The 13490-nt window shown below is 56.6% G+C and carries 10 protein-coding genes; 3 read left to right on the top strand and 7 right to left on the bottom strand.

Translation table 11 applies throughout. The features are described from left to right. Positions 1-24: 24 nt before the first annotated feature. Positions 25-3174: an efflux RND transporter permease subunit gene (locus tag PSH65_RS16575; RefSeq protein ID WP_305421315.1), complete on the bottom strand. Its 3150-nt coding sequence runs from the start codon at positions 3172-3174 to the stop codon at positions 25-27. After that, entirely contained in the window at positions 3171-4280 is a 1110-nt protein-coding gene (locus tag PSH65_RS16580) for an efflux RND transporter periplasmic adaptor subunit (protein WP_305421317.1), read from the bottom strand. Before PSH65_RS16580 ends, PSH65_RS16575 begins: the two co-directional genes overlap by 4 nt. Positions 4281-4499: 219 nt before the next feature. Here PSH65_RS16580 and PSH65_RS16585 point away from each other — a divergent pair, with 219 nt between their 5' ends. Next, positions 4500-5960 carry an efflux transporter outer membrane subunit gene (locus PSH65_RS16585; RefSeq protein WP_305421319.1) on the top strand — a complete coding sequence of 487 codons (1461 nt, stop codon included), beginning with the start codon at positions 4500-4502 and terminating at the stop codon, positions 5958-5960. 140 nt (positions 5961-6100) lie between these two features. Continuing rightward, complete coding sequence (locus PSH65_RS16590; RefSeq protein ID WP_305421321.1) at positions 6101-6886, top strand: SDR family oxidoreductase; 786 nt, start codon at positions 6101-6103, stop codon at positions 6884-6886. A gap of 112 nt (positions 6887-6998) precedes the next feature. Here the strand turns inward: PSH65_RS16590 and PSH65_RS16595 are convergent, their stop codons facing one another. The 3 genes from PSH65_RS16595 to PSH65_RS16605 all read right to left on the bottom strand — a co-directional run bounded on the left by PSH65_RS16595 (position 6999) and on the right by PSH65_RS16605 (position 10620). Continuing rightward, positions 6999-8270, bottom strand: a complete 1272-nt coding sequence (locus tag PSH65_RS16595; protein ID WP_305421323.1) for an OmpP1/FadL family transporter — start codon at positions 8268-8270, stop codon at positions 6999-7001. A 198-nt stretch (positions 8271-8468) separates the two neighbouring features. Beyond that, a complete protein-coding gene (locus PSH65_RS16600) occupies positions 8469-9095 on the bottom strand; it encodes a TetR/AcrR family transcriptional regulator (protein ID WP_305421325.1) in 627 nt (208 codons plus the stop codon). Between the two features lie 406 nt (positions 9096-9501). Then, entirely contained in the window at positions 9502-10620 is a 1119-nt protein-coding gene (locus PSH65_RS16605) for an NADH:flavin oxidoreductase (RefSeq protein ID WP_305421327.1), read from the bottom strand. Between the two features lie 102 nt (positions 10621-10722). Here PSH65_RS16605 and PSH65_RS16610 point away from each other — a divergent pair, with 102 nt between their 5' ends. Continuing rightward, a complete protein-coding gene (locus tag PSH65_RS16610) occupies positions 10723-11112 on the top strand; it encodes a helix-turn-helix domain-containing protein (protein ID WP_160892790.1) in 390 nt (129 codons plus the stop codon). Between the two features lie 106 nt (positions 11113-11218). Here the strand turns inward: PSH65_RS16610 and PSH65_RS16615 are convergent, their stop codons facing one another. Continuing rightward, positions 11219-12499: an OprD family porin gene (locus tag PSH65_RS16615; RefSeq protein WP_305421331.1), complete on the bottom strand. Its 1281-nt coding sequence runs from the start codon at positions 12497-12499 to the stop codon at positions 11219-11221. A 284-nt stretch (positions 12500-12783) separates the two neighbouring features. Further along, positions 12784-13479 carry a DUF4286 family protein gene (locus PSH65_RS16620; protein WP_305421333.1) on the bottom strand — a complete coding sequence of 232 codons (696 nt, stop codon included), beginning with the start codon at positions 13477-13479 and terminating at the stop codon, positions 12784-12786. Between the last annotated feature and the right edge of the window lie 11 nt (positions 13480-13490).

Below are 13490 nucleotides of genomic sequence, written 5' to 3' on the forward strand. Positions count from 1 at the left end.
AAAGCAGCACGCTATGGCCTACGGCTAAAGCTCTGTGGTTTGGTGAACGTCGAGAGGACGAGGTGGCGTCCTATCCACCAGGCTTGCTTGCTTATTAGCTGGTTCAGTTTTCCCCGTATGGTCAGGACGGATCTTGAACCAGATGGAGTACATCGCTGGCAGGAATACCAGCGTCATGATGGTTCCGACGAACGTGCCTCCGATCAGCGTGTAGGCCAACGTCCCCCAGAAGACGGAGTGTGTCAGGGGAATGAACGCCAGGATTGCCGCCAGCGCTGTCAGCAGTACCGGGCGGGCACGTTGGACCGTGGCTTCGACCACCGCGTGAAACGGATCCAGCCCTTCTTGCGCGTTGTGATGGATTTGCCCAATCAGAATCAGCGTATTGCGCATCAAAATGCCTGAAAGGGCGATTAGACCGACCAGAGCGTTGATACCAAACGGCTGCTGGAAGATAAGCAGTGTCGGCACCACACCAATCAACCCCAGTGGCGAGGTGAGGAACACCATGACCATCGCCGAGATCGAACGTACCTGCAGAATAATGATCAGCAGCGTCATGGCAATCATGATCGGGAACAGCGGCAACATCGCTTTACCGGCTTTGCCCGACTCCTCGATTGCACCCGCCTGCTCGATCCGGTACCCGTCAGGCAACTGGTCGATGACCGGTTGCAGCTCCTTCATGATCACGCTCGAGACGTCCGGTGGCTGCAAGCCTTCGGCAATGTCGCCGCGCACGGTAATGGTCGGCGTGCGGTCACGACGTCGGAGGATCGGATCCTCCATACGCACATCGACCTCTCCCACCTGGGACAGCGGAATCCGCTGACCCGCCGAGCCCACCAGCGTAAAGCCTTCTATCTTGGCGGGATCGAGCCGGATATCACCCGCTGCGCGACCAACCACCTGCACCGAGCGAATGTCCTCACGAACTGCGGTGATCGGTACTCCGGCCAACAGGAACTGCAGTTGCTGCGCGACTGAGTTTGACGTCAACCCCACCGCCTCCAAGCGATCCTGATCCAGAGCGAAATGCAGCGTCGGCGTCAGTGGCCCCCAGTCAGTGTTGACGGTTCTCATCATCGGGCTCGACTGCATCACGTCCTGTACCTGGCCCGCGATCTCGCGCAACTTTGACGGATCAGGCCCCATCACCCGATAGGCAACAGGGAACGGAGAATACGGACCAAATACAAGCTGAGTCACCCTGACACGCGCTTCTGGGGCAAGTCCCTCAGCAGCGGCCTCGCGGAGACGGAACTTGAGGGCCTCGCGCTCCTCCTGGCTGTCCGTCAGCACCACAATTTTCGCGAACGATGGATCAGGGAGTTCCGGCGCCATCGCCAGATAGAAACGCGGCGCGCCTTGCCCGATATAGGCCGTGACGATTTTTGCCTCACCCTGCTTTTGCAGCCAGGTCTCTATCTTGGCGGTGGTCGCACTGGTCTGCTCAATGGAGGTTCCATAGGGCATTTGCACTTCAATCAATACCTCTGGACGGTCCGAGGTAGGGAAGAACTGTTTTTTGACCAGGCTCATGCCGAGAATCGCCACGCCAAACATTGCGATAACACTACCGGCCACCAGCCATTTGCGAGCAATGACTCGCGTCAAAACCTGGCGGAAGCGGTTGTAGTTAGGGGTGTTGTAGATGGCCGCGTGACCACCCTCGACCTTCTTGATGTTCGGCAACATCTTCACACCCAGGTACGGGGTAAAAGCTACCGCAACCACCCAGGAGGCAATCAGGGCAATGCCCACGATCCAGAACATGTTGCTGGTGTACTCGCCGGCTGTCGACTGCGCGAAGCCGTTGGGCATGAAGCCGATAGCCGTCACCAGCGTACCGGAAAGCATCGGTGCGGCCGTATGACTCCAGGCGTACGCGGAAGCTTTGATGCGGTCGTAGCCCTCCTCCATTTTCACCACCATCATTTCGATAGCAATGATGGCGTCGTCCACCAACAGTCCGAGCGCCAGAATCAACGAGCCAAGGGTGATACGGTCAAAGTTCTTTCCAGTGGCCGCCATCACCACAAACACCACAGCCAACGTCAACGGTACAGCCGCAGCGACCACAACGCCTACCCGCCAGCCCATGCTGAGAAAGCAGACAAGCATCACCACAAGCAGCGCGACGAAAAATTTGACCATGAACTCGCCGACGGCCGAACTGATATTTACAGATTGATCGGTGACCTTGGAGAGCGTCATGCCCAACGGCATACCTTCATTGATCTTGACCGTCTCCGCGTCCAACGCCTTGCCGAGGTCAAGACCGTTCCAACCCTCACGCATCACGATCCCCAGCAACAAGGCCTCTTCACCGTTATTACGCACGAGAAAGGTTGCCGGATCTTCATAACCACGTTCGATCGTCGCCACGTCCGAGAGCTTCAGCGTCCGCCCCTGAACCGCAATGGGTGTGTCACGAATCTTCTGCACCTTATCGAAGGCGCCATCCAGCCGAAGAAAGACCTGCGGCCCGTCGCTTTCGATCGAACCGGCAGGCGTGAGCACGTTCTGATTATTCAGCGCGGCAAAGATGTCCTGGGGCGATACGCCCAAGGTGGCCAGCCGATCATGGGAAAAGGAAACAAAGATGCGCTCGGGTTGCTCCCCAATAATGTTGACCTTCTTCACGCCCGGCACATGCAACAGCTGTTGGCGCAACGACTCTGCATCACGTACCAACAGTCGCTGCGGTTCGCCTTTGGCTTTCAGGGCGAACAGTGCAAATGTCACGTCCGAAAACTCGTCGTTGACCATTGGCCCGATGACACCCGCCGGCAGCTTCCTGGCCTCATCGTCGAGCTTTTTACGCGCCTGATAGAACTCCTCCTGCACTTGCGCGGGCGGCGTGCTATCGCGCAGTGACACCATCGTGAAGGCGAGGCCAGGACGGGTGTAGGTTTCCGTGCGGTCGTACCATTTCAGTTCTTGCAGGCGTTTTTCAAGTGGCTCTGCTACCTGATCCTGCATCTCCTGCGCAGTAGCACCCGGCCACGCGGTGATGACAGTCAACTGCTTGACCGTAAATGGAGGATCCTCCGCGCGTCCCAACTGGAAGAACGACAGGATGCCCGCAACAGCAATCAGGAAGATCAAAAACACCGTGATGGAGCGCTCGCGAACGGCGATCGCCGACAGGTTGAAACGACCCTCGCTCATGGATGACTCCCGGCAACCTTGACGTCACCCGGTTGAGCCAGTCTTACCTCCTCACCATCGCGCAGCAGATGCGCGCCTAACGCTACGATCTGCTCGCCGACCTTGAGATCGCCTGCGACTCGCGCTGCGTCGTCGCTCAAGCCCAGGACCTGAACAGATCGCCAAGTCACTTTCGCCGGTGTACCGGCGATGACCCACACGCCAGTGCCTTGGCCTGGGTCATAAACGGCAGCGATCGGTACTTGCAGCCCCTGCCCTTGCGTGGTGCTTTCAGCGATCCGAAGCGTGACGGTCGAACCTATCGGTGCATTGGCCAGCGCGCCCTCAAGCACATAACGCGCCTCGAAGGTACGCGTCATACGGTCGGCCGAGTCAGAAAGCAGCCTCAGCTTCGCCGTAACAGCACCCGTGGTATTGCCATAAAGCGTCGCCTGCGCGGTGGATCCTGCTGCGGGGCGCAACGTCTCGGGCAGGTGCACGATGGCTTCGCGCTGCCCTGCCCGCGCCAGTCGAACTACGGGCTGTCCCGGGCTGACAACTTGTCCGGGCTCGGCGAGCGTCTCTACCACTACGCCGTCGGAATCCGCAAACAGCACCGCATAACCAGAAGCATTGCGGGCTACATCAGCCTGCGCTTCAGCAGCGCTGAGCTGCGCCTTTGCGGTATCCGCTGCGGCTTTGATCTGGTCATAGGTCGATGCAGAAATAGCACCTGCGGCGACCAGGTCGCGATATCGCGCCTCGTCATCTGCAGTCTGCTTAGCACGGGCCCGAGCGGCGATGACCGACTCTTGCTGTGCTCGCGCCTGCAACCCCAGGTCGATTGGGTCAAGGCGCATGAGTGGCTGCCCACGTTTAACGGTCTGGCCGGTGTCAACCAGACGCTCAAGTATCTTGCCTGACACCCGGAAGCCCAGGTCGCCCTGGACGCGGGCAGCCACGACGCCCGTGAAAGAACGCGAGACGTCGGACGAACCCTGAACCGCAGAGGACCTCACCAGAGGGGCCTGCGTGCGTGGATCTTCAACGGTGGATGAGTCGCCACACGCCGTCAGGACGAGAGGCAACAAGCAAGCGGCAATGGGGACAGATCGAAGCCGGCGCATAGGTTCCCTTACTTAAAAAATAGGACAGGCGCCACATTCTCAGCCTAGTGACCATTACTGTCAATGGTCACACATTGTGAAATGCCAAGCCCCTCGGCCTAAGCAACAGAACCGCCGCACGTATTGAGCCAATTTCGAACATAGCCCAAAGAGCGTCGATTGACAGAAAGTGACCATAACGTAATATGGTCACAAACATCCTCGATTGAAGGTACCTCAATGCCTCCCCTCCGCCCCATTGCTCTCTTGGTGAGTGCCAGCTTGATGACAGGTTGCGCGGTCGGTCCGGACTATCACCGTCCGGACGCCCCACTGTCGGACCATTACTTGGGGCAGTCTTCTGTCGAACAGAGGCCTGGGGCGACGCCGGCCAGTCTTGTCGCCTGGTGGGAAGGTTTTGGTGATCCACTGTTAGCCGACTTCGTCTCCAAGGCACTTGAGCAGAACCTGGATCTGGCGCAGGCGTCGGCGCGAGTCACGCAGGCACGGGCAGGACTGGGCGCCGCAAATGCCGCTTTACTGCCCTCAGGGAACATCACCGGACAGGCCGCGCGCTCCTACCAGTCAATCGAGACGCCGCTCGGCCAGGTGTTGAACTCAACGCCTGGCTATGATCGGTACGGAAGCTCCTACGAGGCCAACCTCGATGCCAGCTGGGAGGTAGATGTCTTTGGCGGATTGCGCCACGGACGCGAGGCTGCTCTGGCCGAGTACCAGGCTTCCCAGGCCGGCGTCGCTGCCACACGATTGGCCATCGCTGCACAGACCGCCGATATCTACATCACTATCCGCGGACTACAGGCCCGGCTGGACATTGCGAACCGACAAGTCAAAACACAGCAGGAGCTACTAGAGAAAGTCCAGTTGCTCTACAGCAAGGGGCTCGCCGCCAATTATCAGGTTCGCCAGACCGAGGGGGCGCTATCGCAGGTCCAGGCGACAGTGCCGGTCCTGCAGACCGGTCTGGATGCTGCCATGAATGCGCTGGATGTAATGCTCGGCACGCCGCCAGGCACTCACCGCACACAACTGGCAAGTGCGGGGAGCATTCCTGTAGCGCCGCAGTTAAAGACGATGGGGACGCCGGCCGATTTGCTGCGCCGCAGGCCAGACCTCATTGTGGCTGAGCGCCGTCTTGCGGCTTCAAACGCACGCATCGGGGAGGCGATTGCTGAGTACTACCCGAAATTCTCCCTCAGCGCATTGCTGGGTAGTGCTACGGCTGTATCCGCAGGCAATCTTTTCACCAGCGGCGCCAGCCAGTCAGCGGGCGTACTGGGCCTGCACTGGAGGCTCTTCGATTTTGGTCGCATAAACGCTCAAATCGACCAAGCCAAGGGACAGGAAGCCGAAACCCTGGCCGCTTACCGTCAGTCCGTGCTGCGCGCCACCGAGGATGTAGAAAACGCGTTCTCCGCACTGGTGAATCGGGAGGCTCAAGCAACCACCCTCACCGGGGGTGAGGCGTCTCTGACACAGGCTCGCCAATCGTCGTTCATTGCCTATGAGAAAGGCACGGCCAGCCTGATCGACGTCCTGCACGCCGACGAGACGATGCTGCAGGCTTCCGATGCTCGGGCACAAGCGCGAACGGAATCGGCACGGGCGGCGGTTGCGGCATTCAAGGCGCTAGGTGGTGGCTGGCAACCTCCTGAAGCCCAGCCTGTTGCGACACGATGATTTAACCAGGTGACGTAGAACTTGATGCACGCACCTCCCCTTCTCTTTCAGCTACTACCCAATCCGAGAGCGGGTTTCGCTCACCGACTGACGCGATCAGCAACCAATTGCTCAATAGAAACCAACCGGAGTACAGCGAAATGAAATCGAACGAGAATTCCTGGGTGCTCATCACCGGAGCATCAAGCGGATTTGGCGAGGAGTTTGCCCGGCAATATGCAGCGCAGGGAAAATCGCTCGTTCTGGTAGCAAGAAGGCTGAGTAAGCTCGAAGCGCTATCGGCGCAGCTGCGCGAACGCTTCGGCGTTGATGTGATCGTCGAACAAGTAGACCTGTCCTCGATCCCGGCGATCATCGAACTGCATGAGCGACTCAGCGAACGCAATATAGTGATCGATGTGCTCATCAACAATGCGGGTCATGGATTGCAGGGGCCTTTCCTGGATCAACCTCTGGATCAGTCCCTGACCATGATTGATTTGGATATCGCCGGCCTGACAGCCCTGACACGCCTTTTCGCGGCCGACATGCGAGCCCGCAAACGTGGCCACATCCTGATGGTCGCCAGCTTGCTGTCCTTCCAGGGCGTGAAGAATTTCGCTGTTTACTCTGCCGCGAAAGCCTATGTTCTTCGCTTCTCTGATGCGCTTCATCGCGAACTGAAAAATGATGGTGTCGTCGTTACCGCACTTTGCCCAGGGATGTCGGACACCGGATTTGCAGAAAGCGCCAAGCAACGGATCACACCGGCCTTAAAAATGGTGATGATGCAGCCTCAACCCGTCGTGCGTGCAGGAATCCGTGCGCTGCAAGCCGGACGCATGAGTGTGGTGCCGGGTTTTGGCAACAAGGCCATTACTGTCTTGACTTGGGCCACGCCTCGTCGGTTTCATCAGGGCCTTATGGCGCAGGTGATGGGAGTCTGAGGGGGGCGACAAAGAGGTCTTTTACCTCAGGGGAAAGGCCCGATATATGTTCTTAAAGGTCGGGAGGCAACGCGCGCTCCCGACAGGACATTTATCGTGTAACAGCACTCAATTAGAAGCGGTAACTGACAGACGTACCGAGTCCGCTCGCACTGTTCTTATATTTGGCACTGTATGCGCCTCTTGTAGCCGAAGCATCGTTGATCTGCACGCTCTCCTCCCATAGGTAGGAATAAGCAACATCGATCGTGACATTGTCCGCCGGAGTCCAGCCAGCACCGAAGCTGATAACCTTCCGGTCGCCCGTGGGAATACGTGGTCCTCGGTTGGTGTTGTTGGTGGGAGACTGGTCGACCGAGAAGCCTGCGCGAAGTACCCATTGGCTGTTCAATTTGTACGCCGTGCCGATAGCGTGAGCCCACGTATCATGCCAGTTTTGTTCTTCGGTAATAGTGCCCAGCGAGCCGCTCAACAAAGGGGGTAAACCAGTGTTCTCGATGGTTAACTCTTTGAAGCGACTCCAGCGTGTCCAGGTACTCCCCAAGTAGAGTGTCCAGTCGTTATTAAGCTGATGAGTCATCGAGAAATCCACTGACTCTGGGGTATCCACATCCAGCGAAGCGTCATAACTGCGGCCGCTAACCCCCAACACACTAAAGATGCCGTCGGTGACCTTGGTCTTGGCGTCCAAGTGGTAACTGACCTTGGAATGGTAGGTCATTCCCAGGCGGGTTCGGTCTGTAGCCTGCACCAGGATGCCGGCATTGAAACCGAGGGCCGTGTCGTCGCCCGTGCTTTTGAGCTTTCCGTCATTGCGACCTGGGCTAAGTGGATTGGGCACCATCCCGGACAGCTCACCGGTGATGCGGTTGATGGTCGGACCCAAGCCGATCGAAACTTTGTCGTTAAAGGCATAGCTGATGGTGGGCTGGAACGTAAGGGTCGTGACCTCACTTTTGTTGGCGTAGTAACGCCCGGCAAAACCGCTGCCATAGTCAGTCATCAGACCGAAAGGTACATAAAAACCTACACCGAATGCCCAATGCTCATCGATGGGTTTGACGTAGTAACCCATAGGCACTGTGGTGGTTGGCACCATGTCACCGTCTTCCTGCCCCCCGAATGTACTGCGGGTTTGGCTTATGTCGGACTTAGCGAAAAGAGTCGCAGCCCCCACGCTGACCTGCTCCCTTTTCAAGCGAGACATGCCCGCCGGATTACCAAAGACCGTGCTCGCATCTTCAGCGGAGGAAGAGCGACCGGCAAACCCGGATCCCATGCCACTGACGCTTTGTTCATTGAGAGCGAAACCGCTTGCAAACACATTTGAAGATGCGAGCACGACAGCGAGGCCAAATGGGCTCTTGAGCATTATTTTTTTCATTGTTTGAACTCTATGGGATCACTGAGATGAAGCAGTAGAAGCGCCAGCTCACCATATTTATTCATGTGACCAATTCAGTCAATGGTCACAATGCGAATAAATGAAATGCCCTTCGACGACTGGAAGAAGGGCAAAATGAAAAGCCGTTTTGGTGATCTGTCGCTTACACAGGCATGACGTAAAACCGTTAGCCGAAGGTCAAGGCATGAGGCTACGCAAAATGAGGTTGGAGGTGAGCGTGGGCGCCTCCTCGACATAATCGAGGTTGTACTGCAGGAGTAAAGGATTGACGAAAGGCCGCAAAGCCAGATGTATCGCTTCTACTGTTTCGTCCAGGGGAGTCTTGCGTTCAAATTCGCCGATCTCTCGCCCCTCCCGCACGATTTGCAACACGAAGCGTTTGATCTGTGCGTCATAAGCCTGCGTACTGGGCCAGCTTTCCGACGCCGCAAATGCTGCAATGTCATAGAGTTTTCGGTCGTTAAAGAACAGATTCACGCCTGTGGCGACCACAGTTTTGACCAATCGTCGAAAGCGCTCCGTCGGCGACAGGTCTTCTACATTGATCGCCTGCTCCACAGCCGCGACGATTTCTGCCAGGCAATTTGCGCAGATGGCTTCACCGATCGCCTGCTTGGAATCAAAAAATTTGTAGATGTACGCCTTGGAAAACCCGATGGCCCTCGCCAGATCGGAAACCGTGGTTTTGCCGTAGCCGTATTGACTGAAGTGTTCGTTGGCCGCCGCGACAATCTGGTCTCGAATGTCGTGATCGGCTGGGCCACGGGGGCTGGGCGAAGATGAAGATATTGATGGCTGATTCATGAGAACAGCTTACTCATCCTATCGAGGACTGACAACTTGTGACCAAAAAGATATACAGTCACAAAACAGCAGCTGTGGCCGAGTGGCGTCCGAGGTACTAAACTGGCAACTCAGCCCTGATCGACATGAGTTCCGTCATACGACAGAGCCTCCCCGCGCCATGAAGAATCTAACGCTACATTACCTAGCGACACTGTGTAGCCTGCGCGTAATTGTCCGGGCCACACTGCAACGCAATCCTGTTTGCGCGGATGTTGAGTGGCCTTAACATGTTCGCTCAATTGAAACAGTCATGGCGCACTCAACAGCAGATTACGATCTCCACCTCGCAGCATCCGAGGCTAAACCTCTGATTCCTTCAGACTAAAACCTTTCTGGCATCACACTCTCCACTCCGCAATAAGGCTCAAACCAATTCGGCTAAAGATGCCGGATTGAAGCCCTTCAGATCCGCGTAATCGCCTTTTTCCACTTTGGCGACCCAATCCTTGTCACTCAGCAGAACACGCCCTACTGCGATCAGATCAAACTCTTCGCGTTCCATACGCTCGACGAGCCGATCCAGACTCGCAGGGGTTGATCCCTGGCCGGCGAATGCATGAGTAACATCATTATCCAGCCCGACCGAACCGACGCTAATGGTTGTGGCCCCTGTGACTTTCTTCGCCCAGCCCGCGCAGTTCAGCCCGTTCTCACCATCAATTTCGGGAAACTCAGGGTCCCAGAAGCGTCGCTGCGAGCAATGCAGAACATCAACACCAGCCTCAACCAACGGTAGCAGCCAGTCTTCCATTAATGCTGGGGTCTCGGCGAGGCGCACTCCAAAGTCCTGCTGCTTCCATTGGCTAACGCGCATGATGATAGGGAATTCGGGCCCGACCGCATGACGAACGGCAGACACGATCTCAGCGGCAAAGCGCGAGCGCTCTTTGATCGTCGGTCCGCCGTAACGATCGGTGCGCTGGTTGGTACCCGCCCAGAAGAACTGATCGATCAAATAACCATGAGCCCCGTGGATCTCAACGGTGTCGAAGCCCAGGCGTTGGGCATCCGCCGCCGCCTTGGCGAACGCAGCAACTGCGTCTGCAATATCCTCTTCGCTCATCGCCACACCGCGCGGGTCATTTGGCGAATCGAGGCCAGATGGGCTTTCAACCGGCGCATCAGGCTCCCAGCCGCTGACGTCACGCACTGCACCGGTGTGCCAGAGTTGCGGCCCCATGCGGCCACCAGCATTGTGAACAGAATCGATCACGTTCTTCCATCCAGCTAGCGCTGCTTCGCCGTGGAAAAAAGGGATGCTGGAACCGTTACGTGAAGCGGGACGATCGATGACGGTCCCTTCTGACAAAATCAATCCGACCCGACCCTCAGCCCGCCGCCGGTAGTATGCTGCGCTCCCTTCCCCGGGGATGCCCTCCGGCGAAAATTGCCTCGTCATCGGCGACATGACAATCCGGTTTTTCAGTTCAAGCGATCGGATGGAAAAAGGACGAAATAAGATGCTGGTATCAAGGTTTGACATTGGATGGACTCCATTTGCTTTTGGAAGCCATATAAGTATATTTTGTAAACCAGATGTCAATTAGGCACCTAAAGTCGCCTAGGTATACATGAGGAAACTTCGATGCTGGAATTAAAGCCGCAATGTTTTTCGTCGGAGTGCCCAAGCCGGGCGCTGTTCGACCAAATCGCAGATAAGTGGTCGATGATGGTTCTGGCGGTGCTTGATGATGGCCCGCACCGCTTTAATGCCATCAAGCGCCGCCTGGAGGGCGTCACTCAGAAGGCACTGACACAGTGCCTGCGACGGCTGGAACGAAATGGCCTCGTCTCGCGCAAGGTCATTTCGTTCTCGCCCGTGGCAGTGCAGTATGAGATTACCCAACTTGGTCGAACACTGCAGCAGCCATTTCGCGAATTGCATAAATGGACACTCGACAAATTGCCTGAGGTTGAAGCGGCCCGGTTGAAGTTTGACGAGGCCGCGGAGGTAAACCTACCAACGCCACATTAAGTGCCTAATTGACGCTGGGTTTATCTGCAACCGCCTGATGAAGTTATTACTGTTCAAGCGATCGCAGAAGTCACGCTGCCAGCGTATTGGGCGTGCGAAATAATCGTCACAATAACGATATGGGAAAATTAATAAAAATCCGGTTTTCATCAAACTCATTGTTGCTGAAATCCCTGCGAACACTCGCATTACGCCATCTAACGCTGAGATTTTTCAGCGCACCGGACTGTACGACGTAGGCCAATTCCGATTCTCGGCCCCATTCTTTGCCATCTGTTATCGAACCTGTGTGGACATTATCACCGCTGATATATCGGTTCATTAATGTCAGGCCCGGGACACCGAGCACCGCGAAGTTAAAGTCATGGCGTAGCTGCCATGAACGCTCCTGAGCGTTATCAAAACTGGCGTTATAGCTATCGTTGGCCAAGGTTCCGCCGCTGGTGCCGTTGACCCGCATCCACGCGCTTTCGCCGGTGAGTTTTTGCAGGCCCACGTAGAAGGTATTGCCACCGTATTTGGCCGGGAGCAGGGCGAACGCGGTTTTGTTGTCCAGGTCGCCGGCTAGAGCGCTGCCGTCTTCCTTGCCGATGAAGTAGCCGAGGTTGGCGCCCAGGGTCCAGTCGCCGATGGGCTGGCTGTGGGTCAGGTTGAAGTATTTTTGCTGGTAAATGTCGGACAGTTCCGCGTACCAGACGCCGACCTGAGTACGTTTTTCGTTGAAGGCATATTCACCGCCGCCAAAGTTGAAACGGTCGGAGGTGAAGGCGCCGCGGCCGTTCATCGACATGTCTTCCATGCTCGCGTCGTTGCGCGGGCTGTTGCCACGGAACTGACCACCGTAGAGGCTCAGGCCGTTGATTTCGGTGGAAGTCACCTGGCCGCCACGGAAGGTTTGTGGCAGGGAACGGCCGTCGTCGGAACGCAGAATCGGCAGCACCGGCATCCACTCACCGACCTTCAGTTCGGTCTTCGACACCTTGCCCTTGAGGGCGACGCCCAGGCGACCGAAGTCATCAGCCGGGCGGCCGTCATCGTGTACCGGCAGCAGTTGTGTACCTGCCGTGCCACGACCGCCATCGAGCTTGACCGAGTACAGGCCCAGCACGTCCACGCCGAAACCGACCACGCCTTGGGTGAAACCGGACTTGGCGTCGAGGATGAAACTCTGGGTCCATTCCTCGGCTTTACCTTGGGCGGCGTTCGGGTTGATAAAGTTGCGATTGATGTAAGCGTTGCGCAAATTGAGGGTGGCCTTAGCGCCATCAACAAAGCCGCTATTCTGATCGGCTTGAACAGCCGCTGACGAACCCGCGCAGACCGCAAGAGTCAGACTGATCAGAGATTGATGTGCAGGCACGCTGCGGGAAATAACAGGGTAGCGCATGATGTTTTCTCACAATGAATTATTATTGTTTTGTGGCGATTTTTAGCACGTTAATAAACCTACGCACAGGCAGTTTGAAGAGCTAACTACCGAGCGACTGCAGGGATCACTTATGTGTTTTGTTACAGCCCTTTATTGAGAAATTTATAATTGCTTAATATCGACTTATGCAAAACCCGAGCGTGCGCAGATGCGAGCCTGACTCAATGCCGGTAATGGCACGCTCGTGGGGAATTGCGTAAGAACAACGACTGAAAGTTAAAACGTACTCGAACGCTCGGCGATCAACCCGCACTCCCCGGCGTTTTACAACGTGTGTATTCCAATTGATAAAGCGTGGTTTCTGGTCCCGTCGATTGCCCCTCCAGCAGCCGTTGCAGCTCCGCTACAAAAGACTCGCCAGCGTCACGAACATAGTCGGGCGCACACCCTTCGATCATGACGATCCAGGCTGGTATTTGGGTCCCTTCGGCGCGGGCCTTTTTCTCTGCGGTTTCAACCCTGCTCACGGCCTCATCAGCCACACACAAATGCACGCCCGTAATACCCTGTTTATCAGCGAGGGGAGGAAGCACGCGTTGGCGCAATGCGTCCGACACTGATTTATGCTGCCCTTCGACGACATCGAAACGGACCGTTAACAAATACGCGCCCTGCCCCACACCGCTGGTGTAAGTGACCTCGCAAATGGATCGCGCGACGTTGCGATAGGACTGCACCGACTGCTGGGTCCACGCCGTCGGACTGTTGAGACGCGATAAATAATCCTGCCCGCCCAACACCTGCACAGTGTCAGCCTCATAGAGGTTGAAATAGGTCGGCCCTGCATCCAGAGCGATGTATCGGCGCCCCCGTAAAAAGCCCGGAATTCCGGCCCGCTCAGGCATGTGTTCTCGGTTATGCCACTCATAGAACTCGTTCCGCGCTTCGGGCAAAAGATCATGCCAGATCGCGACTACACCTGTTCCTGCAAAGCTCATAGCGTTTTCCT

The sequence above is a fragment of the Pseudomonas sp. FP603 genome, from assembly GCF_030687415.1.
GTDB classification, from domain to species: Bacteria; Pseudomonadota; Gammaproteobacteria; order Pseudomonadales; family Pseudomonadaceae; genus Aquipseudomonas; species Aquipseudomonas wuhanensis.